We start from the raw sequence: 23234 nt of genomic DNA, 5'->3' as shown, positions 1-23234 counted from the left end.
TCATAGATCTCAGTCGCCTTTCAACATATCTAAAAAAACCTGTCTCGACTCGGGTGTGTTGTCTCTGTGGGTTTCGTACTTGATATGTGTCTCGGCATCGGCAGACTGAGATAATTTGATACTCCAAAGTGCTATCAATTGGTTCGGTACAATTGAATATCGAACATCGATAACACGCAGATCATCCATTGGATCTTGCGCCACATAACCATTTGAGAACCAGCGAAAACGTTCAATGTCTTTAGCTTGTTGTGAATTAGGATCGAGCCAAGGGAAATCTTGACTCACATTCAGTTTAGCTATTGAGTCTCCAGGATAGGTTTTAACGGAGGAACCGACTCGAACAGCATCTACGTAGTATCGAGATTCTGTTTCGTACACCACTTTCCACACTAAGATATTCGCAAAGCTCGGTTTGGCCTCTAGCCGAATAGGTGTATGTTGTCGCTCTTGTGCTAATTGCCACCCTATGGCTTCTGCCCTATCCCTTTGTATCATGCCTAGCGTCGGATAAATCAAAGCCCACAAAAACGCAATACGAGCCAGAAAAAGGATTCGTTTCCATGTTGCAAACACAAGTAATATCAAGATAGGAAGTGTATAGACAGGGTCGATAATCGAAATGGTATTCCAAGCGTAACGTTCGTTGGTGAGCGGCCAAAACAGTTGAGTGCCATACGTTGTGCAAGAGTCGAGTAAAGCATGTGTGCCATAACCTAACGCGCAATACAGCCAGCTCTGTTTAAACGAGAGATCGCGCCTTTTAGCAATCAAAGGATACAAAACCAGAGCACAAATCAAGCTGCCAATAGGGATAAACAGGAGTGAATGGGTAAACTGTCGATGGAACTCCAATGCCAGTAAAGGATCACTCTCCGATCGAATAAACGCATCTAAATCTGGCGCCATTCCAGAGAGCAAACCTAGAACCCCAGCGACCACCAAATGTTGTTTTTTACTCGCCGCTTGTGACAAAGAAGCGCCTAGCACGCCCTGCGTTAACGGATCCATAACTCACTCACTTTTAGCATTCTCTTGATCTGAACAAGTACATTTAGCTATAGCAGTGAATCCGGTTAAACAACAATATTTTGTCAACATACTCATAGACCTAATAGTATAAATGTAGACTGGCAAACAAAAAAAGCAGCCTGATGACTGCTACTTTCTATTGTTATTATTGGAGCTGCCCACTGATACCTGCAACATAGGCAGCCGAACGACCAAAACTTAGCGAGCGACCATGCTGGCAGCGATAACAACTAACAGTACTGAGAAGATCTTTTTAATCGTAGGGACAGGCAAGTGGTTTGTCGCTTTTGCGCCTAACGGAGCCGTGAACCAAGAGGTGCACACGATACCCAGCAGCGCTGGTAAATAAACAAAACCTGCAAATCCATCGGTTAAAGCAAAATGGCTACTGCCCGCAGTGATATAACCGATAGAACCAAATAACGCGATAACAATGCCACACGCAGACGCACAGCCGATCGCCTTTTTCATATCGACCGAAAAGAACGTTAATAGTGGAACTAACAACGCACCGCCACCAATCCCTATCATGGCAGACAAGCCGCCAGTAATGGTTGTTAGAACGGTTAACACCCCTTTATTCGGTAGTTTTCGTTCGTTAGGCGTGCCGCTTTTACTGCTTAAGAACATCTTAATCGCGATAAGAACCACGCTCACAGCAAACACGATACGAACGACCTTTTCCGGCAATAACGCCGCCATAAAACCACTAACCAAAGCACCAAGGGCAACACCCAGCATGATCCAAGGTGCCAGATCCCAAGGCACGTTGCCATTCTTGTGGTGAGCGAGTGCAGAAGACGTTGAAGTAAATAGAATCGAGGCCAACGAGGTCGCAATCGCAGCAACAACAACTTGGTCGGACGGCAGAACTTCTAAGTAAAGTAAAATGCTGCTTAACACCGGAACAATAATCAGCCCTCCACCAATGCCCAAAAGCCCGGCAAGAAAACCAACACCACTGCCTAGTAACGCACAGTAGAAAATCAACAACAGCAATTCACTCATTTCATCCATCTCTTATTAAATTAATTTACCTTAAATAACACACTATTAATGTGGTTATATTTCCATTAAGCTAATTAATATAACTGACACCGACTTAAACATTCAAACATATAGATCATGAATATTCCTCATGATGAATGTGAAGTAATACCATTATTAATCCCACACCTATCCACGTATAAAAACCTTAAGCGATTAACTTTATACGACATTAATTCTACTCAGTATTAATTTCAGAAAGCATAGCCTTCGATTCTTAATCCGGTCACAAGCAAAAAATAAAAGCAGTTTTAATACTAAAGACCGAGAGAACCAGACAACGAATTGGGATACTAGACCAGCATGAATAAAGAACTTAATTTTACGATAAAAAGCATTAGCCTCGACGAAAACTACCAGCCTGCAGACAGCACGCGTATCACAACCAACTTTGCGAACTTAGCTAGAGGCGACAGCCGTCAAGCAAACTTACGTAACGCACTGCAGATGATTGACAACAGTTTCAATGCCTTAGCACACTGGGACAACCCAAAGGGCGACCGCTACTCTGTGGAGCTTGAAATCATTTCTGTTGACATGGACATTGAAAGCAACGGCGAAGCATTCCCTTCAATTGAAGTTCTGAAAACAAACATTCTGGACCACAAAACCAACGAGCGTATTGAAGGCATTATCGGAAACAACTTTTCTTCTTATGTTCGAGATTATGACTTCAGCGTATTACTTTTGGATCATAATAAAGGCCAAGATAAATTCAGTATTCCAGAAGATTTTGGGGATTTACACGGCAAGCTGTTTAAACATTTCGTTAACTCTGAAGCTTACAAACAGAATTTCAATAAGCCACCTGTTATTTGTTTGAGTGTTTCAGATAATAAAACCTATTACCGTACTGAAAATCAACACCCTGTATTAGGCTTTGAATACCAACCTAATGAATCTTCTTTAACTGAGCAATACTTCAAGAAGATGGGATTACAGGTTCGTTATTTCATGCCGCCAAATACTGTTGCTCCTCTGGCTTTCTATTTCTTTGGTGATCTTCTGAACGATTACTCTAACCTAGAGCTTATCAGCACCATCAGCACCATGGGTACTTTCCAGAAAATCTACCGACCTGAGATTTACAACGCGAACGCGGTCGCAGGCAACTGTTACCAACCAAACTTGAAAAACTTGGACCACTCACTGACTCAGATCGTGTATGACCGAGAAGAACGCGGCAAGTTAGCTATTGAGCAAGGTAAATTCGCAGAAGAACATTTCATTAAGCCATATCAATCGGTTCTTGAGAACTGGTTTGCCAATTACGCGCTTTAATCAATTTATTAGGCGCTTTAATCCATTAATTACGCGCTTTGGGCAATCTAAGGATAGGCAGAATTAATTATGAAAACACTATTACCAACTTCAACAGCAGGCAGCTTACCTAAGCCGTCTTGGCTAGCACAACCAGAAACACTTTGGTCTCCATGGAAACTGGAAGGCGACGAATTAACAGATGGCAAGCAGGATGCCCTACGAGTGTCTCTGCATGAACAACAACAAGCCGGCATCGATATCGTGAGTGATGGCGAACAAACCCGCCAACACTTTGTGACCACCTTCATTGAACACCTAAATGGTGTCGATTTCGAGAAGCGTGAGACCGTTAAAATCCGCGACCGCTACGATGCAAGTGTACCGACGGTTGTTGGCCCAGTTTCTCGTCAGAAATCCGTGTTTGTTGAAGATGCGAAATTCTTACGTCAGCAAACCGACCAACCGATCAAATGGGCTCTGCCGGGGCCTATGACCATGATTGATACACTTTACGACGCACATTACCAAAGCCGTGAAAAACTGGCGTGGGAGTTTGCAAAGATCCTCAACGAAGAAGCGAAAGAACTTGAAGCTGCGGGTGTTGATATTATTCAGTTCGATGAGCCCGCATTTAACGTGTTCTTTGATGAAGTAAATGATTGGGGTATCGCTTGTTTGGAAAGAGCCATTGAAGGGCTTAAATGCGAAACCGCAGTACACATTTGCTATGGTTACGGCATCAAAGCAAACACAGATTGGAAAAAGACATTGGGCACTGAGTGGCGCCAATATGAAGAAGTCTTCCCTAAGCTGCAGCAATCCAATATCGACATCATCTCATTAGAGTGTCACAACTCTCATGTACCACTTGAACTGCTTGAGCTTGTTCGCGGCAAGAAAGTGATGGTTGGCGCTATTGATGTTGCTACAGATACTATTGAAACACCGGAAGAAGTGGCTAGCACGCTAAGAGAAACACTTAAGTATGTTGATGCAGACAAGCTCTACCCTTGCACCAACTGCGGTATGGCTCCCCTACCTCGCGAAATTGCCTCAGCTAAGCTGAATGCACTCAGCGCTGGCGCAGAGATCGTTCGTAAAGAGCTTTCAGCGTAACGCTTTCCTAAAGAACAAAAGCTATCCCCTGAAGCCTAAGTATCGAATGATGCTTAGGCTTTTCTCGTATTAAGTGAGGCGTACTGCTCGCAGGCTGTTTACCAAGTCTTATCCAAGTCTTGAGCATATAAAGAGATCGCTCGTTGGTACTCTTTAATCGCATCGCTATTGGTCGTAGAAACCAATAACTCAAGTAGCAGAGACGTCGCCTCTTTATGGCGACCTAAATTGTACAAACACATCGCGTAGAAAGGCTGAACTTCAAGGGAATCAGGATACTCTGCCATCGTCTGTTCAAAATAGCTTAAAGCCTCTGCATAAAGGCCTAGGCTTCGATAAGTACTCGCCAAACCGAAAAGCGCATCAAAGCGTTCTGTAGAAGTAAGTTCGCCCAAAAAAGACAGTAAATAATGCTCGATAGCCTGCTGTTCTTTACCTTGATTATCGTAAGACCAAGCTATCTGCAAGTGCGCTTTCGCAGCATACTTTTCATCATCGAGTAGTGTCGCCAGCAACTCTCGTGATTCTTGATACTTGGCCTCTTTACGTAACTCGATGGCTTGTTTGATAATGGTGCCCATAACTCTCCCTGACGCTTAAGCGCTGTGCTATGCGTTCATTTCCTCGAACATCTGTTTATAAGATTGGGTTTGCAGTGCTGATTGAGTCAGCCCAAACTTACTGGCTAATAACTCCAACTCATCTTTATAAACCGATAACTTAGACTCGTCGTCCGTCATGATAGCGAACTCTGCAAAATCACCGATACCCTTTAGTAAGTCGACAGTAATATGAAATTCGCCCACGAAGTAGATACTGCGTGTCTTCTGCGCTTTTAGAATCACTTCGTAACCCAAGTTCTCAAGCATACTCTTGGCATTCGACGCATCGGTGATGTTTGTCGCTTCGCATCGGTCAGACTCTGGGCCTTTTACAATCCATAGCTTAATGCCCGACGGTTCCATTGTGCGAATACATAAACTCTTGTTTTGAGCTTGTAAGCTTCTGTCTGGGCTATCGAAATACCAATCGCACTCAAGATTACCTTGGAGCATCACTTCATGGGGAATAAGACTCAATGTCTTCAAGAATTCTGATTTAGAATCGAGACGATACTTAAGCTCTACTTCGTATTTACCTTGGAAATGGTCGTTAGTCATATACTAGCTCGGTGCAAAAAAATGGATACTAGCACACCACCAGAACCTAAAATACAAACTGGCGCACAACACAAACTAAAGAAGTGGAACTATGCACGGCAAGCCAATACACGCTGCCATTCGTCTTGGTTCATGGCCCCTTTCGGAGGGTAAATATTGCACCGGTTTATCAGACACAGAACCGGTTTCATTCGCCACTGAGACTAGGAAGTCACATAAGTTGGTCGCAACCTCTTCATTGCCTAACAAGTACAAACTGCGAATGGCTCGTGTTAGACGAAGCTGGTTATGGTCGTGATTCTTCAACCATACATATGCACCGAAATATTAGATCTTTCAAAGATAAAATCCTTCAGAAAGCGTCCTTCGGCACATACAATTTCAAGCGACTGACATAAATGACTAGCGTAAGTCGCTAACATAAGAGACTAACGCAAGCGTCTCAACACAACCTGCTGGTCAAGCTCATTCTGATAGTCCGTGTAATCAAGCCCTTGATCAAATATGTACTCAGTGACAAGAGTACGAATGCACTCAACTAATGTGCTTGCTTGCCAAGGCTTTTCAAAGTAACGGTCGATGCCTGCTGCATTAATCGCATTGATGGTATCAGTATGAGTGGCCTGCCCCGTAAGAAGGATTTTCTTTGTATTCGGAAAGCGACTGTCATGGAACACTTCAGTGAGTAACTCCACACCCGTTTTCCCTGGCATCACATGATCAGACACGATGACGGTAATGTGTTCGCCTTCTGCGTCAAGTTCATCAATGAGATCAAGCACTTCTTGCGCTGATTCACAATCTTCAATATTCAGCCAACTCGCCAGCGGCTCTAAATCTTGTATCACTGCGCTCAGTACTTCTCTCTGGTCATCGACACAGATTAAATTAAGCTTCTCCATGTTCACCCTCTATTGGTAACTTGATTCTAAATACCGTTTTAGAAGCATCACTTTTCACAATAATACTTCCGCCATAACCCGCCACAATCCGCTTAACTATTGATAAACCCAAGCCCAATCCAAACGATAAACCACCTTTTTTAGTGGTGAAGTTGGGCTGAAATACCTTTCTACGAGTCGCCTCGTCTATCTCAGGGCCGTTATTCGCGATCGTAACTAATATTCTTTTCTTACTTAATCTGGTTTGAATCTCTATTGCAGCATCGTCTGAATTCGACATTGCATCACAAGCATTCTTTACAATGTTGACCCAAATCTGAACAAGCTCTGTTTTCGAGCCTTTAAAAGTCGGCAAATCTGCAGGGCTCAATCGCACAGACACTCTACGTAACTCACTTTGTAACAAGGATAAGGCATGGTTAATGGAGTCGTTAATATCAACCGCTTCTTCGGTGTCAATATCAACTCTGCCAAGTTGTTTAACCGATTTTACGATGCCAACGGTGTGTCTAGATGCCAAACGTAAATCATGTAAATCACAGCCCATCTGCCAAAAACGAATCGCTTCTTCTGGGTTTTTCAGCCAATGTTTTGAAATAACGTCTGTTGCATATGAAGCGTCAATTGGAATCGCCTTTGCAAGAGAGCGTGCAATGTTTTTGTCTAAACCATATTTTCTTTCAAATTGTCGCCCCCGTGTTCGTGCTTCTAACGACGACGTTTTCTGACCATGCATTAACCCAAAATCGAAAAATTGACTGGCTTCTGGATGCACTTCTTCAAGCAGCTCCATGATGACCGTTTCAAGTCGACCAGATTTACTATTTACTACACCAATAGCGTTGTTAAGTTCATGAGCAATCCCTGCAGCCAATTGACCCAAGGTCGTCATTTGCTCAGCAGTATGTAACTTCTCTAGCGCTTTTTTTTTCGCTATCGCTTCTTGTGTTGCACGGCGTTGACGACGCGACAACTCATTGACAATCACAGGTGTAAACTGTGCGGTAAGAGGACCAAATTTGCGTTCATCTTCTGCAGGCGTGTCTTTATCGATCCACGCTAACTCAACATCGGTTTTAGCAACAACCGTTGAAGATGCTGTCCAATTACCAGAAAAGAAGCTATGAACGCCTATAAAAGCCCCACTACCCGCGCTAAATACTCGTACTTGCGGTGTATTCGCATCGGTATAAAACCCTTCCAGTTCTCCACTAAACACATAATATAAACGAGTGTTTAACGCTGATTGTTCAATAATGGTGTTACCGGCACAGCACGTCACCCGACGTTCTGTCTGGTTAAAATAGCGATCGATCAGTGCTTCTAGCTTTTGTTGATACACGTATCGTTATCCTATGTGACCAATTGAATGTAGCAGCCATACCATAACAAAGCTCAATAGCACACCAACCACACCCAAAATAATACCGATTCTGGCCATTTGATTACTTTGCACATGACCAGTGGCATGAGCCAACGCATTCGGTGGCGTACTGATTGGTAGCGACATACCTAATGAAGCGGCAAAAGTCACAACCAGAATTAACGTTAACTCACCGCCTAGTGGCGTGAGTGACGCCATAGACGAACCTAATGCAGCCATAATTGGCATTAACAAGTTAGCCGTTGCGGTATGAGACATAAAGTTTGCCATTACCAAGCACAAGAACGCCGCTCCGAACAACACCACATAGGGTGAGTAAGCATCAAACGGAATACTGTGTACCACGAGCTTTGCTAAGCCAGTTTTATCGAGCGCTAAACCAAGCGCAATACCACCTGATACAAGCCACAATACGTCCCAAGAAATTTTCTTCAGGTCTTCTTTATTGATGATCCCGGAGAGAGAGAACACAGCGACAGGAATCAGAGCGACGGTATAAGAGTTCATGCCATGGCTCGAGCCCATTAACCAAAGAATGATGGTCAGCGCAAAAGTGACGTATACCGCAATGGCTTTGGGCGTTTTAAGGAATTTACCTTTGATGCTTAGCTCGATTTTCTTTTGGTCAGCTTTGTACATAAAGCCGATTAAAAACCACGCTAACGCCATCATAATAACGACAAACGGCACACCAAATGCCATCCATTCGCCGAACGTAATTAGGTTATCGCCAACTAAATATTTAAGTGCGATAGCGTTCGGGGGGGTGCCGATCGGGGTACCAATGCCACCGATGTTAGCGGCAACAGGGATACAAAGCGCAAACGCTATACGACCGGGGTCTTTCGGGCCAAACACAGCCAGTACCGGTGTTAAAATAGATAGCATCATTGCCGTTGTTGCCGTGTTAGACATAAACATCGAAAAGATACCAGTGATCAACATTAAGCCGAGCATCACAAACTTTGGGTCTTGTCCAAATGGCTTCAATAATACACGGGCTAAGTTTACGTCTAATCGATATTTAGTGGCAGCCATCGCTAAGAAGAAACCACCTAAAAACAGCATGATGATTGGGCTAGCGAATGTCGCCATAATATCGCTGTATTTTAACAGCTCACCAAAATGTTCCTCCCCATGCTCAAACCTCAAAAAGATCAGCCCTTTATCCGACAACATCAACAATTGCAGAACGATAATAACAACAGACGTCGCGTAGATCGGGATAGGCTCGAACACCCAGCACAATGCCGCTAATAAAAAGATCGCGATAACGCGTTGTTGAATAATCGTAAGGCCTTCAAATGGAAACGCTGATAGCGGCATTACGAGGATAATGAAAGGAATTAAAATAGGGATAATGTATTTAATATAGGGGCGCATAACACAAAAACTCTTCCTGAGATAACAACTACTTAGAAATTAGATTTAGAGTTCTAATTTAGTTCGACAACGAATTATCGACCTCTTATCACTATCTCACTATCGGCTAGATCAATGATTACGTGATCACGATATCTCCTTTTTCGATTCTGTGCGCTACCTCTACGTTTGTGTGTCATTTACTGTTGCAATTAAATTCCGAGAACCAAAAAGCAAACGTTCGCCTTTGCGTGGGAGACCCGTAAACTTCGGCGCTTGCACCGTTGCAGAGTACTCGCCTAAAACTTTTATCTCAGTTTGGTCTATCAGCTCACTCGCTTTAAGCCACACATTGTCTGATTTAGCGAAATACCCATTCAGATAATTCGCAGCCAAATAAGCTTTTAAAGAATGAGGTTGGTGGATGCTGGCACTGCTATAAAGTGCCTTTTCTAATAGTTGGTCGCTTGACATGTTCCCTCCGTGAAACTGATGCATTTTCTGAGTGAACATTTAATCTCAGTGTACTATTGGTGCCATAGTCGTTTGTTAGCTCACACACCACGCGACAAAGTCACTGATATGCTCATGATCAGCGACTACATCTTCAAGGGGGCTATCTATGAGTTTTTGCTTAAACTTGTACCACTCTCCAGTTTCTTTTGCGTCCAGAGAAAGGTGAGGCTCAATTGCTCCTAGCGACCATACCCATATTGAGTTTTCTTTGAAATACTCACGAATAACTCCAATCGGTTCTTTCGATTTTTCTTGGCTAGCTAATAGTTCATAAATATCCGAAGCTTTAAAGTTATTCCCCTTCGTTGGATTTCGTCCATTGAGTTCGAAACCATGCTCTGGCTGTAATTCTTGAATGATCTCTAAACAAGCTTCTAAGGCTGGGTGATCCTTATCAATAAGTTTCTTTGTTTTAGCTACAGTAAAATCGAAATCTAAATCGGCTAAAGCCTTAGCGGGTATATTCATTTCACTCAAAATCGACAGCATACCCGGTATATTAGGTGAACCAGGTGCGATTGATGTGGCAACCGATTCGATTGAAACACCGGAAGAAGTCGCCAGCACTCTTAGAGAAACACTTAAGTATATTGACGCCGATAAACTCTACCCATGTACCAACTGTGGTATGGCGCCCCTACCTCGTCAAATAGCATCGGCTAAGCTCAATGCGTTAAGTGCTGGTGCAGAGATTGTTCGAAAAGAGCTATCAGCGTAACCTTTTATCCGTATGTCCAAAACTAACTCTTGAAGTCTAATCCTAGCTCTTGAAGCTTAAACCAGTTATCACAGCCTAAGCCGCATATCAGCGCTTAGGCTTTCTTTTTCCTACACATCACTTTCACTTTACTCCGTGACAACGTGAAACTGTCTATGTCGATGCGGTTATCTATTTAGCAAGCTCTTCATTTATCGAAGAAAACAGTCACCTTCTTCAGAGTTATTAGTGCCTTATTAAGCTCCAAGAAGCGGTAGATGCTTTCGTTTTTGATAAGTTAAAGCAAGCTCCAAGCACTGTTTGATTGCTACCTCAGGCATGGGCTCAGATAAATGCAATACAATTGCTCTATTACCTTGAAACTGCAGTGTATCTCCGTGTAACTCTCGAAATGTATCAACGAGCTTAGTTTGGCAGTTGAAAAATAAAGAGCAGTTATTCGGCGATTTCAATTTCCAATCAATTCGAATTGGGCTGCCCGCTTTAACACTGTAACTAGGCTCTCCCCACTTAAGAGATTCTTCGACTTCCCCTAACTTTAATTCACAGGACAGCTCAAAAATGAGAGAGCGCAGCTCTTCTAGTCGAATTCGAGCGTTCTCCGGATATTCTTCAAAACGATTTTTGACTAGCTTGTCCACGGAAACCTCCGATGATCCTAACAAATGGCGTAACTATTGTGTCAATGGTTTGGACGCTCTACTAACATGAACTAAACTTATTAGCTTGATCAATGGCTTAATGATTAACTGCGCACTACCCACTATAAATAACCAAGTACCACTTTCAATAAGAGACTCATTTAAAAAGAAAAAACTACCGATCAAAAACCAAACAGCTATTAACAAATCATTGAATGCACCTAAAGCCTCATAACGGCGCTGAATCACTATATGTTTCTTACCGATATCTACATCCAATTCAACACCTTGATTCACAAACTCTCCTTAGGTCGAACTATGATTAAGACTATAAATGGATATCAGACCGATGCTCCACTTGTCAACATAACGCTGCTAAAGTATGAGCAAGCAATACCTGAGTCACTGCAACCATAGGGTGACCGCAACCACACAGTGACAATGCCATACATTCCGAATCCCTTTAAAATTACTTGGTTGAATAATAAGAACTCCAAACGGGTAAATCAGATACATCCGTAATTGAAACTTGCTTCTTCTCCAAAAACGAATAACTGAAAACGGATAGCTTAGTACGTTTCTGAAATATTATACTTTTGCATAAAGGTGTTAGAGCTCAAACACCCTACTAGATTTCCCAAAGCGATCGAAAAAGCAATAATAAAAATCACTGCTTTTGAGATATTTCCGGTAAAAATATTGCTTCCAAATAGGTAAGCCATTACTGAGCAAACAAATAATACAAAAGCATATTTATTCACGAGGAAAAACCATGGGATTTCAAATGCCCAAAGTTCGCTGCGATCTTTAAAGGTAAACAAACCACCCATAACATAGGTTAGCGCACCGAAGACAGCTATGATAATCACGGTGAATATATAAGGAAAAAATGGTTTATCTACCAAAAGGTAATATCCCATACGCCAAGTAAAAAAGAATGAAACGATCCAAAAAATCACTACTGGACCAATTAGTAACCCCATATCTCCTCCTTGAATTTAACGAGTAACATGTATTCTCCCTCTTAAGGACCTTCCACATTTGTGTGGTATTTAACAACACCGAGACACTATGTCTGATTAGCCTTAGTTCAGCTGTATCGACCTAGCTAAAACCATCATAGTCATTCTACTGTATAGCAAATAGTGAAGTCTCTTATTATATAGAAATCCAATGATTCAGAAAGACAGGCCTAAAGCTTTTAAAGCTTCCTCACATTGAGCTGCATTTTCAAATTGAACTCCAGTAATACCAACAGCGTTTGCGCCCATCACATTACGCGGCATGTCGTCTATAAATATGGTTTCCGAAGCATCTAATCTATACTGCATAAGTAACGATTGATAGATTTCTGCTTGGGGTTTGAGTAGCCCCAACTCCGCAGACACTGTCGCTCCGTCAAATAAAGGCCAAAACGTGTATGTAGACTTAAGATGGGAAACAATTTCGTGAACATTATCTGTTAACGCATAAACGTTGTAACCTGCTAACTTAACACGCTGCAGAAGATCAATAGAGCCGAAAATAAGGATTTGTGTTTGTTTGACGTAGTAAAATAAGCGCTCACATTCCAAGTCTGATAAATTAAGAAACTGCTGATACTGCGCTTTAGCATCAGATTCTGAAATTAAACCTTTATTTAAATCGAGCCAAGTTCCAGACTGAAAAATAGCCTTAACCAATACCTCAGGAGCTTTAACCTCACCAAATGTGAGCTTTACTATTTCCAAAGGAGCCCAACGGACAATCACGTTACCAATATCAAAGACTACATTTCTAATGCTTCCTGAGCTCATAGTTTCTCCTTTCACAGGTCTAATTCGCACTTCTTTTTAGTGACGGGAAATATATAACCATTCTCTTCTAACACTAATTAATTCATAAAACTGGGAGCTGTGTTTAACAACCGCTATCAAACCTCAACATTGATAGAATTAACATCTATCACCACTACGAAAATGTCGTTATTATTAACTTTGTAATTTAATAAAAAACGAAAAAACACACTCCTCAATAGGAAAGACGAATACATAAAATTAAAACAGAATAAATTATAGGAACTATCGTAATTTCATGTATTTATAATAAAAGTTTAAAATTAAAGAATTATCAACATAACAATCAATAATGTTTTTTGTATATTATAGTTTACATACTATAAAATTTAATTTTCCTGAAAAACTTGCCATAATTCCACACGCTCTCCCAATCTTGATTCGCAACACATGGCATTAATGTGTTGCATATAGGCTTCCTATAAAGTCGTTGGGAAGAAGGAGTTTATATTTATATCAGGAACGAAAAATGAACCAAAAACGTCAATTAAGCTGGAAAATAGCAGCTATTCTAGGTACCGCTTTCGGCTTTACAGCGCATGCTGCAGAAATGGTAAAAGTGGATAATGATACATTGCTACAACAAAGTATCCTCGCTCAATCGAATAGTGTCGCCCCACTAGAATTAGGTTTTTCTGAAGTAAAGCGGGTAGTGTTGCCCAATGGAAAAACAAAAGTCCGTTACCAACAAACACACTTAGGTTTACCCGTTTTTGATACCTCGGTCGTGGCAACACTCTCTAAAAACCAGCCTACTAAAGTCTTCGGTTCAATGGCGCAAGGAATCAGTGGTGACCTATCAAGCATCACTCCCAAACTGAATGAAAAGCAAGCTATTGCCGCTGCACTTTCAGCTCATAAAACCTTAGTAGTCGATAACATTTCTGTTGAAAACAAAAATGCAAAACTGATGGTGAGACTAGATGAGAACCAAATCGCTCAGATGGTTTACTTGGTCGACTTCTTCGTCGCTTCCGATCACCCTGAGCGCCCTTTTTACTTCATTGACGCTATCACTGGAGAAGTCCTCCAAAAATGGGACGGATTAAACCATGCCAAAGCTCTGGGAACAGGTCCAGGTGGCAACATAAAAACGGCTCGATATGAATATGGAAGCGACTTTACTGGATTTTCCATAGACAAAACGGGCACGACTTGTACTTTGGAAAACTCCGCGGTTAAAACGGTCAACTTAAATAACGGAACCTCTGGTAACTCGGCATTCAGTTACAACTGTAGCGACAGCACCAATTACAATGACTATAAATACGTTAACGGCGCCTACTCGCCTCTTAACGACGCTCATTATTTCGGTAATGTTGTATTTGATATGTACAAAGATTGGATGAACACATCTCCCTTAACTTTCCAGCTTACCATGAGAGTGCACTACGGCTCTGATTACGAAAATGCTTTTTGGAACGGTACATCAATGACATTTGGGGATGGTAAAAATACCTTCTATCCGTTAGTCGATATCAACGTGAGTGCCCACGAAGTCAGTCACGGCTTTACTGAACAGAACTCTGGCTTGGTATATAAGAATATGTCGGGAGGTATTAACGAAGCGTTCTCAGACATTGCAGGCGAAGCTGCTGAATACTATCTGCGTGGAAATGTTGACTGGGTTGTCGGTAGCGATATCTTCAAATCAGAAGGTGGACTACGTTACTTTGATCAACCGTCAAAAGATGGCCGATCTATAGATCACGCTTCTCAATACTACGATGGTTTAAACGTTCATTTATCTAGCGGGGTTTATAACCGTGCCTTTTACTTGTTAGCGAACAAATCTGGCTGGGATGTGCGTAAGGGCTTCGAGGTCTTTACGGTTGCAAACCAACTTTACTGGACGGCAAACAGTACCTTTGACGCTGGGGCTTGTGGTGTTGCAAAAGCCGCCGCAGACATGGGTTACGACGTTTCAGATGTTGAAGCCGCTTTTAGTACTGTCGGTGTCAATGCAAGTTGTGGAACGACGCCTCCAACTGGCAATATCTTAACCAAAGGCACTCCGATTGCGAACCTAAGCGGGAGCCAAAACTCTCAAACCTTCTACACTTTCACCGTTGAGTCAGCATCAAACGTAACAGTTTCAATGTCTAGTGGTACAGGCGACGCGGATCTTTACGTTAAATCGGGAAGCAAGCCGACGACTTCAAGTTACGACTGCCGCCCTTACCGTCCAGGAAACACAGAACAGTGTAATGTGAGTGCACAACCTGATGTAACGTATCATGTGTTATTGCGTGGGTACTCGAACTATTCAGGCCTAACATTGCGTTTAGATTGAGTTAGAACGTACCGTTGAAGGTCGCAACCAATAACAAAGCCTACTCACATGAGTAGGCTTCATTGCTTATTAAGCAGTTAGATTTATCTAGAGACTTGGTACTTAAATCCAAGACCAACAACAGTCAGTATTTATAAGCGTTGCCGTGCGCTTATAAACATAAAAGGGTTAGCCAAGCGCTCGCCCTTTTTCTTATCTGACTTATACAAGCCAACAGATACCCTCATACCTAAGCGCTCTAAATCCCTACAAACCTACAAGCCCAGGCTATACAGTTAATAATTTTGTTAATTAACTAATGGTCGGTTTATAAATTTGGATATAGCAAGTCAGCACTCACTTAATATTTTATAAATTGTTTAAATTGAGATCCTGTGCTGCACAACGAAATAAAAATAAGTTGTCTAACTTTTAAACACATTCACCTTACTGATAGGTTAATCCTTATAGGGCAAATGCTCTATTAATGATAAAAATTAAAATAAGGATTATTTATGAGACCATCTATTTCTATCAGTATGGTGCTTGCAACGACAGTGGTTGGCTTCCAGTCCTATGCAAACAATATCGACACAACAGACGCACGCTCTCTTTCAGAGAACTCCTCAGCACAAAAGCAATCTTTGGCGTTGCAAATCAGCGAGCGTTATTCCGATCTTGAGCTTTCTTTAAAGGCTCAAATTTCACAAAAGAGTCTATCCACACCAATAGACAAACTGAACTCTTCTCAGCCCTACTCCGCATTCTCTAACAAGATGCAGAAAGCGGATCTTGGCTATCGCAAGATGAAAGGGATCAATAATTTCAGCGACTCTGTGTTAGAGATTCGCATGGCTGATGAAGCGATGATTGAAGCTTGGAAGAATGGCGAAAACCCGCTGTTTGCATTTGAACCATCAGGCGATGATTCGAATTGGCAATACATTGAAGCGTATGACGTGTACGGACAAGTTCATCAATTAGACGTGTACCAAATGCCAGACGTTCCTGTGTTTGTCGTTGATAGTAATGGTGCTGAAGAGCTCAAAGCAGGCCTAATGGCGATGCGGGCCGAGATGAACAAGCTAGGTACTGCAACCCAAATCAATTCTGCCTCCAAAAACACTGGCGATAATGAAGACAGTAAAGGGATTAAAAACAGTAAGTTCCAGAAACAAACGTTTATGGGCAAAGCTAAACGCTCGATGGCGATGTCGGAACCTGAGCCGTTGAACACCACACAGTTAACGAAAATCCGTTTGGCTGTCGATCAAGAACCGTGGATCTCTGGCAAAGCTGAAATCTATGCTATCGTCACTGGGGTCGATTCGAGTCGTGTAGAACCACAGATTGACCTCGTTGAGATGCCTTATCTGGACTACGACAAACAGACGTATTACCCAAATCAAACCGTGATCTTCTGGCCTCGCTACCGCTGGGGAGCAGCAGACATGATTTTGATGGAACACGATGACGGCACCGACTACAAAGCGTTAGCCAAACTGCTGGTAGAAGCCGCAGAAGAGATACTGAAAATGATTCCTGATCCTGAAGTTCAAGGGTATGCGATCATCCCTCAGATCACAGGCAAGATTATCGATGTGATTCCTGATGGTGTACTCGTGAATGACGATGACTTCGTTGACGTATTCTACACTTTGATGCAAAACACTTCTTATGTTGATCATCCTGGTGCTGGGGGGAATGCGGTCGCGTCGTTCGCACCTGTAATAATTTCACCTACAGAATAATATTTTTCACGTTGAGGGCTTCATTGTCGATGCCCTAATGAGTGATTAACTAACACTTCAGCGTATATGCCCTATGTAAATATACATTTGGTATATACGCTTCTTACTCAGTAAATAGGCAAACAACAAAGAAAGGCCCCCAAAAGAGCCTTTCTATTCTTAACTGTTAAATTATTTTATTTTAAAATTCTTCTTCGAGCGTTGGTTCATCCTTAGCTTCTGTTTGCTTCTCTTTGATTTCAACTTCTTTCAAACGAGCAGTAAAGTGTCTTAATACTGTTGGCTCATAGGTAAAATCTAAGCCTTTTACTTGCCCGCCATTCCCTTTCACTTTTTCAAACGCTTCAATGATGAAATCCATGTGGGTTTGTGTGTATGTCGCTCTAGGAATGGTAAGACGCAGTAACTCAGCTGGACATGGGTGTTGCTCTCCAGTAGCCGGATCACGTCCTTGCAATAATGAACCTATTTCAACCGCTCTTATGCCTGCCACCTTGTACAACTCGCACGCCAAAGCATGAGCTGGGAACTGATTAGCCGGAATATGAGGAAGCAGTTTACCCGCATCCACAAACGCAGCATGACCGCCCGCTTGCTGACACACGATGCCTATCGCTTCCAAACCATCGACGAGGTATTGAACCTGACCAATGCGGTACTCCAGCCAATCTTGACGCATGCCGTCATATAGCCCAACAGCAAGGCGTTCCATTGCACCGCCCTCTAAGCCACCATAGGTTGGGAAACCTTCTTGCACGACGCACAGGGTTCGACATTCTGTGTACACATCCATGAAAGAGTCGTCTTTAAAGCACAACAAGCCGCCCATTTGTACCATGGCATCTTTCTTGGCAGACATGGCTAAACCATCTGCATATTTGTATGATTCACGTGTGATCTGTTCAATTGTCCAATCTTGATAACCCGCTTCGCGCTGTTGAATAAAGTAAGCATTTTCAGCGTAGCGCGCAGAGTCCATGATCACAGGAATGTCGTACTTTTGAGCGATTTCATAAACGGCTTTTAGATTGGCGATAGACACTGGCTGTCCACCCGCAGAGTTACAGGTAATGGTGCTTACAATGTATGGAACGTTTGCTGCGCCCGCTTCTAAGATCGCCTCTTCCAATTTGACGATGTCGAAGTTGCCTTTAAAGTCGGCATTCACTGAGGTGTCAAACGCTTCCTTGGTATAAACGTTCTTCGCCACGCAGCAATTCACTTGAGTGTGGCCTTGCGTGGTATCGAAGAAGTAGTTCGACAAAGCGACCATTTTGCTACGATCGAGTCCCTTTTCCATTTCACGCTTCTTGATAAGAACAGGAATGTAAATCTGCTCTGCGCCACGCCCTTGGTGAGTAGGAATGGTCAGCTCATAGCCGAAGATATCTTTCACCGCATTCGACAGTGCATAGTAACTGCGACTACCACTGTAGGCTTCATCACCCATTAACATCGCTGCTTGCATACGTTGAGTGATTGAACCGGTCCCGCTGTCGGTCAGTAAATCGATGAACACATCATCACTGTCGAGCAGAAATGGGTTCATACCCGCTTCGACAATGGCTTGCTCACGATAAGCGCGAGTTGTTCTTTTTACTGGCTCTACAACGCGAATACGAAACGGTTCTGGTAGATGTTTGAAATTTTCCATAATAGTACCTTTCCACAAATTCAGCCTAAGGTGAAAAAGCTAAATTCATTATTTTTAGATGTCACGAGTAATCACCATTAATTTTATTTCACGTACGATCACGCTCGTGATAATTACGATATAAATTAATAGCTAGAAATAGATTATTTAATCAATGGCGTATTGATTAGTTTTCAATTAATAATGACTAAGAGACAAGATCTCCATGCATAAAAAAAATACTAAACGCATGAGTTACGACATGTCTTAAAGACGAAATTAATAGAATTGGGCAAAGCTCATGGGCTCTGCTGGCGCGTGACGCCTAGAGGATACTACTCTGAAGAAAGGTGGAACGAGAGCTGGTGATCTAAAGTATACCAAGCTAACAAGGTTAGCCATGTTGTTGATTGCCATTTCAGGTACATGTTCACAATATATCCCTACGTTGAAATCAAGATGAACCGAACGTTAAATATAGTATGATTATTTTATAAAGACAGATTAAAAAAGTATAAATGTGATCAACCTTTAGAATAGTAATAAAATACGATAACGCATTATATAAACTGTGAATGCCATCGGGTTATATACTATTAAACTAGTTCGGAGAGCTAAATAATAATATATACTCCCTTATACATTCAATAACCTATAGTAGACTCCGGATGCTAGTGAACTCTAACAAGAACGCGTATTAATAAAGCGCAAGCATCTCACTAGAACGTCATTGTAAATTCAGTCCTTAGTTACTTTTTCTTAACCGCTTGCTTGATTGCCATTTCAGCCAATTTTGGTGTCGCTGCTTTCAATGCGCTTGGTGCCACCTTCTTACCGGCATTTACCGCTTTATTCAGTTGACCTTTGACCGATCTCCCTCTTTTGATTGCTTCTAAACGCTGGCGATTTCTCTGAACATTGTTCGCATCGGCTATGCCTTCGATTAGCGTTCGCTTCAGAGCCTCTAATCCAAACTCCGCCTTTTCTGGCGCGATAGCGAGTGGCAATACGATATCGGTTTGCAACAACATATGGTTATATTCGAGTGCTTGAGCGATGGTTTTAGCTTTTGTCGATGTAGGATTACCTAAATCATAAGGAGGCTGCCAGTCATTAACCGGCTTTAATCTATCCACTTGATTCACGACCGATATTACAATAGGTTTTTTACGAGAAATGTTTTTAGGATCGTCATAGAAAGCATCAAATTTATCTTTCAATTGCTTATCCAATTCACGTGCAGACTGGTTGGCCTTAAGCACCCATAACACAACATCTGCTTGAGTCATCTCCTTAAGCATTAAGGCTTCGGTTTTGGCGTTACCATCCAACCCCTGAAGATCAACAACTCTAACATCATTGTCGTCCACAAACGCGTTGTAGACGGTTGAAGCATCAGTTGATGGTAGAACATCAACTTCAGCGACCAACTCTTGTTTGAGTGCATTAATCAGTGAGGATTTCCCCGAGCTTGTTTGCCCCACCAGCACAATTCTTACGGGTTCTAATTCTGGAGCAAAACGCTGTTCGTCCAGTTCAGAAACCTCCGATGTTCTTAGTGCTTCATCTTCAATGCTGAAGCGTCCGCTATAAAGATCAATTGCCACGGCTGCAACCTCATCTAACAAGGCTTGTTTTGCAGCATACTGCATATCATCGACCACACCTTTGGTCATTGACGATGTCGCTTGCTCTCGGCCTAAATCAGAAACGACTTTCAAAGGGTTCAGGTACAGATTTTTAAGGTGATTTCCCCAGATAGCCGCTTTGACGATCTTCAGCCCTAGCTCGCCATATCGATCATAGGCTTCGTATCCTGCTTTAATATAGGAGACCTTCAGGTACTCGATACCCGGTATATGCTCCCGCACCACCAATTTGTATCTCCGGCTGACTTCTTCAAAAAGCTTTAGCCCTTCGGGAATTGAAAAATCGAGTGATTTTTTATCAAACTTTTCAGCGACGAATTCAAGTATCTCTAAACCAGTTTGGTCGAGATTCCCCCACTCGACATCGATCATTAATTGTTGGCGTACATAGTGTTTTGATTCATTCCAGATCGACAACTCCTTTTGAGACCAATCAAGAGAAGCCTTAACCAACGCATCGTTAATATCAATATTGTCATGCTTTATCTCTGATTCAGAATCCCCCGTGCTATTTTGCTCAGTATTTGAGGGAGACTTGTGAATGACAGACTGTCTATGCAATGCTTGACGTGAAGAACGACTAGAAACATATAAAGGAATAGTAAAAAACAAAGTACTCACAGCAATGACAATCGACATTTCCAGTAAGTAACCGTATTTAATCGCCAAGAAAAGACCAAAGCCCATCATAATAATACTTGGGAATACGGCCGAAATCAGAGCAATACCCCAGCGTCCACTCGATAAAACGGCCAGTAGTCGAAATAGGTTTCTAATTTTCTTCATAACCCGACGCTGCCTTACCTTTCTTCAGGGATTCTTTGTAGATCTTTTGCATCTCTTGTTCAGAGACTTCTTCGCCTTTGTTTTTATGATAGAAGTAAAAACAAGCCGCTCGACCTAAACCATAACTGGTGCCAAAACTCATAGCTGCAGCAGCAACGGCTCCAACCGTCTGACCATAAACTGGAATCAGCTTTATCAATTGTCGAGAGCCCAGTTTCATTCCGTATTGCAAAGCAAAGCTACTTCCCAACGTACCTATTAACTCACTGAATACTCTCTTGTTCCACTCAACCCCATACTGGTTCGCCAAACTATGAAGCATTTTTGCTTGAATCGCAGGCACGGACACTAAGCCAACACCCGGAATCAAATCACTGGTCGCAGCACTTCCCGCGTACCAAAGTACCTCATTTTCTACGTGGTCGAAGTTGGCCTCTTCTTGCGTGGAATGCTCTTTGTCAACCACCATCATTCCGATAACAGGCAGGATATTCGTTAACTGTTCAATCAAGGCTTCATAATTGTAGATTAAGCCACTGTTGTTGCTCGAGTCATCAGTCTCGAAATCGACCGATATCGATTCAAAGCCCTTCCCCCAAACCCTTTCCACTTGATTGGAATTAAATTGAACTTGTCTTGCGCGGTCTGTTTCACTGGAACACATTACTGCAGTATGAACAAGTAACAAGTGCTTAATTTTCTTTTGCTTCTTAATCTGTTTCAAAGCAGCAAACACAGCAGACTGTTCTGGCTCATCGGCTTTCATCACAACCACCAGCGCGTTACCAGCCAGACCTATCTCTTCCAGATCTTCTTTCGGATCGTAATCTGCCTCACCCAGCCCTCTAGTATCAAGAAACCGCATTACCGGTTTGTCCTGAGGAAAATCATAAGACATCGCCGTCATGGTACATGGTGCAAAGCCATTGCCCACTTCAACCGAAGAATCACCCGTGACCGCTTGAATAAACGATGATTTGCCAGCACCCGTTTTTCCCAACAGCCATAATGTCGGCAGATGCTTACGCTGATATTCATGGGCCGGAGTCAAATCGGGATTTTTGCTCGGATTAATGAAATCTTTAATTTGATCAAACATGGTTAGACTAACGCTCACTTGATGTTGAGATTCGGGTTGGTGACAAGGCGCGATGACTTATATAATCACATCATCGCATTTAACTTACGTTTATTCAGTGGCGCGTTTGTTCATTGGCACTGTTGTACAATGCTTAAGCGCTTGTTTTTATGAGCCTGTTTTATATACGGTTCTATCACGTATTTAAGCATGCTCCAAGCTATTGAATGCTCGAAGCCACAACAGTTTAGGCTGCCTATCAGTAATCTACAGTTATCAATTAGAAGCTAGCAACAAACACAGAGAGCTCAAAGAGAAGTATGGAACAAATTTATTTAGCAGGCGGATGCTTGTGGGGCGTGCAAGAGTTCATCAAGTATGTACCCGGCGTGATCAGCACAGAAGCCGGTCGTGCCAATGGTAGCGCCCAGCCCACAGAAAACGAGACAACACAAAGTGATGGCACCCAAAACGCTTACGATGGTTACGCGGAGTGTGTGCAGATTGAATTTGACCCACGCATCACATCAGTCACGGTTCTGATGGAGCATCTGTTCGAGATCATAGACCCTTACAGCGTCAATAAACAAGGTGCCGATGTGGGCGAAAAGTATCGCACCGGTGTTTACAGCACCGATGCTCAACACTTAGCGGAAGCCAAGCGCTACATTGCATCACGTGAAGATGCAGGCCAAATCGCTCTAGAGGTTTTGCCGTTGACCAAATACGTCGCCAGTGATGATATCCACCAGCATCACCTGAGTCACTTTCCTGAAGATCATCACTTATGTCATATCCCTTGGGATCTGCTGCATAAATACAAGTCTTAACTTCGGGGTTGATTTTAGTTTAAATCGTTACTTTCTCATTTGCCTTCTGGCTTAAAAAGTACTCATCAAAAAACCTCAACAATTATATTTTGTTGAGGTTTTCGTTTTTCCAGCTAATTCATCGAATCATGATCCGCACTATTAACACTTATACTAGCTAGTGCAGTTACATAAAAACAAGATATCCAAACAAGCTAGGTAACATCGTTACAATGAAACCATTCAGTTCATATTTACTCAGTAAGCACCTCACCCGTTT

At 42.4% G+C, this 23234-nt stretch carries 20 protein-coding genes and 3 pseudogenes; 6 read left to right on the top strand and 17 right to left on the bottom strand.

The genetic code is table 11. The features are described 5' to 3' along the window. Positions 1–9 precede the first annotated feature (9 nt). On the bottom strand, positions 10–1011 hold the full coding sequence (locus tag OCU50_RS05920; protein WP_060467564.1) for a metal-dependent hydrolase: 1002 nt from the start codon (positions 1009–1011) through the stop codon (positions 10–12). Positions 1012–1230: 219 nt separating this feature from the next. Continuing rightward, complete coding sequence (locus OCU50_RS05915; RefSeq protein ID WP_060467607.1) at positions 1231–2040, bottom strand: sulfite exporter TauE/SafE family protein; 810 nt, start codon at positions 2038–2040, stop codon at positions 1231–1233. Positions 2041–2382: 342 nt separating this feature from the next. On the opposite strand from OCU50_RS05915, the gene OCU50_RS05910 reads away from it, so the two are divergent. After that, positions 2383–3360, top strand: a complete 978-nt coding sequence (locus tag OCU50_RS05910) for a DUF1852 domain-containing protein (RefSeq protein ID WP_060467563.1) — start codon at positions 2383–2385, stop codon at positions 3358–3360. A gap of 69 nt (positions 3361–3429) precedes the next feature. Then, positions 3430–4458 (top strand): methionine synthase, encoded by a 1029-nt coding sequence (locus OCU50_RS05905; protein WP_060467562.1) that lies wholly within the window; start codon positions 3430–3432, stop codon positions 4456–4458. Positions 4459–4556: 98 nt separating this feature from the next. Here OCU50_RS05905 and OCU50_RS05900 read toward each other — a convergent pair whose 3' ends face one another. The 8 genes and pseudogenes from OCU50_RS05900 to OCU50_RS05865 all read right to left on the bottom strand — a co-directional run bounded on the left by OCU50_RS05900 (position 4557) and on the right by OCU50_RS05865 (position 10259). Next, positions 4557–5039: a tetratricopeptide repeat protein gene (locus OCU50_RS05900; protein ID WP_060467561.1), complete on the bottom strand. Its 483-nt coding sequence runs from the start codon at positions 5037–5039 to the stop codon at positions 4557–4559. 27 nt (positions 5040–5066) lie between these two features. Next, positions 5067–5618, bottom strand: a complete 552-nt coding sequence (gene cyaB / locus OCU50_RS05895; protein WP_060467560.1) for a class IV adenylate cyclase — start codon at positions 5616–5618, stop codon at positions 5067–5069. 75 nt (positions 5619–5693) lie between these two features. Beyond that, positions 5694–5933: pseudogene (locus OCU50_RS05890) on the bottom strand (hypothetical protein); the annotation flags it as partial. A gap of 113 nt (positions 5934–6046) precedes the next feature. After that, positions 6047–6520: a response regulator gene (locus OCU50_RS05885; RefSeq protein ID WP_017070648.1), complete on the bottom strand. Its 474-nt coding sequence runs from the start codon at positions 6518–6520 to the stop codon at positions 6047–6049. Continuing rightward, positions 6507–7862, bottom strand: coding sequence for an ATP-binding protein (locus tag OCU50_RS05880; RefSeq protein ID WP_060467559.1), 1356 nt, complete (start codon positions 7860–7862; stop codon positions 6507–6509). The genes OCU50_RS05885 and OCU50_RS05880 overlap by 14 nt, the downstream gene beginning before the upstream one ends. Positions 7863–7868: 6 nt before the next feature. Next, positions 7869–9287, bottom strand: coding sequence for an SLC13 family permease (locus OCU50_RS05875; RefSeq protein ID WP_060467558.1), 1419 nt, complete (start codon positions 9285–9287; stop codon positions 7869–7871). A 240-nt stretch (positions 9288–9527) separates the two neighbouring features. Continuing rightward, positions 9528–9740 (bottom strand): annotated as a pseudogene (locus tag OCU50_RS05870) (hypothetical protein); the annotation flags it as partial. A 75-nt stretch (positions 9741–9815) separates the two neighbouring features. Next, positions 9816–10259 (bottom strand): hypothetical protein, encoded by a 444-nt coding sequence (locus OCU50_RS05865; RefSeq protein ID WP_201023943.1) that lies wholly within the window; start codon positions 10257–10259, stop codon positions 9816–9818. A 34-nt stretch (positions 10260–10293) separates the two neighbouring features. On the opposite strand from OCU50_RS05865, the pseudogene OCU50_RS05860 reads away from it, so the two are divergent. Next, positions 10294–10500: pseudogene (locus OCU50_RS05860) on the top strand (methionine synthase); the annotation flags it as partial. Positions 10501–10736: 236 nt separating this feature from the next. Here OCU50_RS05860 and OCU50_RS05855 read toward each other — a convergent pair. The 4 genes from OCU50_RS05855 to OCU50_RS05840 all read right to left on the bottom strand — a co-directional run bounded on the left by OCU50_RS05855 (position 10737) and on the right by OCU50_RS05840 (position 12937). Next, positions 10737–11141, bottom strand: a complete 405-nt coding sequence (locus tag OCU50_RS05855; RefSeq protein ID WP_060467554.1) for a DUF1801 domain-containing protein — start codon at positions 11139–11141, stop codon at positions 10737–10739. Between the two features lie 33 nt (positions 11142–11174). Next, a complete protein-coding gene (locus tag OCU50_RS05850) occupies positions 11175–11438 on the bottom strand; it encodes a YrhK family protein (RefSeq protein WP_060467553.1) in 264 nt (87 codons plus the stop codon). Positions 11439–11710: 272 nt separating this feature from the next. Further along, positions 11711–12124, bottom strand: coding sequence for a hypothetical protein (locus OCU50_RS05845; RefSeq protein ID WP_060467552.1), 414 nt, complete (start codon positions 12122–12124; stop codon positions 11711–11713). A gap of 195 nt (positions 12125–12319) precedes the next feature. Continuing rightward, a complete protein-coding gene (locus OCU50_RS05840; RefSeq protein WP_060467551.1) occupies positions 12320–12937 on the bottom strand; it encodes an HAD family hydrolase in 618 nt (205 codons plus the stop codon). A gap of 508 nt (positions 12938–13445) precedes the next feature. Between OCU50_RS05840 and OCU50_RS05835 the strand changes: the two genes are divergently transcribed. Together OCU50_RS05835 and OCU50_RS05830 are read left to right on the top strand one after the other, a co-directional pair. After that, complete coding sequence (locus OCU50_RS05835) at positions 13446–15269, top strand: M4 family metallopeptidase (RefSeq protein ID WP_060467550.1); 1824 nt, start codon at positions 13446–13448, stop codon at positions 15267–15269. A gap of 494 nt (positions 15270–15763) precedes the next feature. Further along, on the top strand, positions 15764–16999 hold the full coding sequence (locus OCU50_RS05830; protein WP_060467549.1) for a DUF3103 domain-containing protein: 1236 nt from the start codon (positions 15764–15766) through the stop codon (positions 16997–16999). Between the two features lie 181 nt (positions 17000–17180). Here the strand turns inward: OCU50_RS05830 and tnaA are convergent, their stop codons facing one another. The 3 genes from tnaA to OCU50_RS05815 all read right to left on the bottom strand — a co-directional run bounded on the left by tnaA (position 17181) and on the right by OCU50_RS05815 (position 22166). Further along, on the bottom strand, positions 17181–18653 hold the full coding sequence (tnaA, locus tag OCU50_RS05825) for a tryptophanase (protein WP_060467548.1): 1473 nt from the start codon (positions 18651–18653) through the stop codon (positions 17181–17183). Positions 18654–19381: 728 nt separating this feature from the next. Then, the gene (locus tag OCU50_RS05820; protein ID WP_060467547.1) at positions 19382–21067 is read right to left on the bottom strand and encodes a GTPase family protein; all 1686 of its coding nucleotides are present in this window, start codon (positions 21065–21067) and stop codon (positions 19382–19384) included. Beyond that, positions 21054–22166: a YcjF family protein gene (locus OCU50_RS05815; protein WP_060467546.1), complete on the bottom strand. Its 1113-nt coding sequence runs from the start codon at positions 22164–22166 to the stop codon at positions 21054–21056. Before OCU50_RS05815 ends, OCU50_RS05820 begins: the two co-directional genes overlap by 14 nt. 299 nt (positions 22167–22465) lie before the next feature. On the opposite strand from OCU50_RS05815, the gene OCU50_RS05810 reads away from it, so the two are divergent. Further along, positions 22466–22975 carry a peptide-methionine (S)-S-oxide reductase gene (locus tag OCU50_RS05810; RefSeq protein WP_060467545.1) on the top strand — a complete coding sequence of 170 codons (510 nt, stop codon included), beginning with the start codon at positions 22466–22468 and terminating at the stop codon, positions 22973–22975. The last annotated feature ends 259 nt before the right edge of the window (positions 22976–23234 follow it).

The organism is Vibrio toranzoniae, from assembly GCF_024347655.1.
GTDB classification, from domain to species: Bacteria; Pseudomonadota; Gammaproteobacteria; order Enterobacterales; family Vibrionaceae; genus Vibrio; species Vibrio toranzoniae.
The sequence above is the reverse complement of the archived record's forward strand: the minus strand, read 5'-3'. Positions and strand labels throughout refer to the sequence as shown.

Excerpts from the sequence above, each read along its gene's own strand:
- OCU50_RS05885 (WP_017070648.1), bottom strand. The coding sequence starts at position 6,520 with ATGGAGAAGCTTAATTTAATCTGTGTCGATGACCAGAGAGAAGTACTG.
- OCU50_RS05875 (WP_060467558.1), bottom strand. The coding sequence starts at position 9,287 with ATGCGCCCCTATATTAAATACATTATCCCTATTTTAATTCCTTTCATT.
- OCU50_RS05845 (WP_060467552.1), bottom strand. The coding sequence starts at position 12,124 with ATGGGGTTACTAATTGGTCCAGTAGTGATTTTTTGGATCGTTTCATTC.
- tnaA (WP_060467548.1), bottom strand. The coding sequence starts at position 18,653 with ATGGAAAATTTCAAACATCTACCAGAACCGTTTCGTATTCGCGTTGTA.
- OCU50_RS05830 (WP_060467549.1), top strand. The coding sequence starts at position 15,764 with ATGAGACCATCTATTTCTATCAGTATGGTGCTTGCAACGACAGTGGTT.
- OCU50_RS05815 (WP_060467546.1), bottom strand. The coding sequence starts at position 22,166 with ATGTTTGATCAAATTAAAGATTTCATTAATCCGAGCAAAAATCCCGAT.
- OCU50_RS05900 (WP_060467561.1), bottom strand. The coding sequence starts at position 5,039 with ATGGGCACCATTATCAAACAAGCCATCGAGTTACGTAAAGAGGCCAAG.
- OCU50_RS05840 (WP_060467551.1), bottom strand. The coding sequence starts at position 12,937 with ATGAGCTCAGGAAGCATTAGAAATGTAGTCTTTGATATTGGTAACGTG.
- OCU50_RS05920 (WP_060467564.1), bottom strand. The coding sequence starts at position 1,011 with ATGGATCCGTTAACGCAGGGCGTGCTAGGCGCTTCTTTGTCACAAGCG.
- OCU50_RS05915 (WP_060467607.1), bottom strand. The coding sequence starts at position 2,040 with ATGAGTGAATTGCTGTTGTTGATTTTCTACTGTGCGTTACTAGGCAGT.
- OCU50_RS05905 (WP_060467562.1), top strand. The coding sequence starts at position 3,430 with ATGAAAACACTATTACCAACTTCAACAGCAGGCAGCTTACCTAAGCCG.
- cyaB (WP_060467560.1), bottom strand. The coding sequence starts at position 5,618 with ATGACTAACGACCATTTCCAAGGTAAATACGAAGTAGAGCTTAAGTAT.
- OCU50_RS05820 (WP_060467547.1), bottom strand. The coding sequence starts at position 21,067 with ATGAAGAAAATTAGAAACCTATTTCGACTACTGGCCGTTTTATCGAGT.
- OCU50_RS05910 (WP_060467563.1), top strand. The coding sequence starts at position 2,383 with ATGAATAAAGAACTTAATTTTACGATAAAAAGCATTAGCCTCGACGAA.
- OCU50_RS05835 (WP_060467550.1), top strand. The coding sequence starts at position 13,446 with ATGAACCAAAAACGTCAATTAAGCTGGAAAATAGCAGCTATTCTAGGT.
- OCU50_RS05810 (WP_060467545.1), top strand. The coding sequence starts at position 22,466 with ATGGAACAAATTTATTTAGCAGGCGGATGCTTGTGGGGCGTGCAAGAG.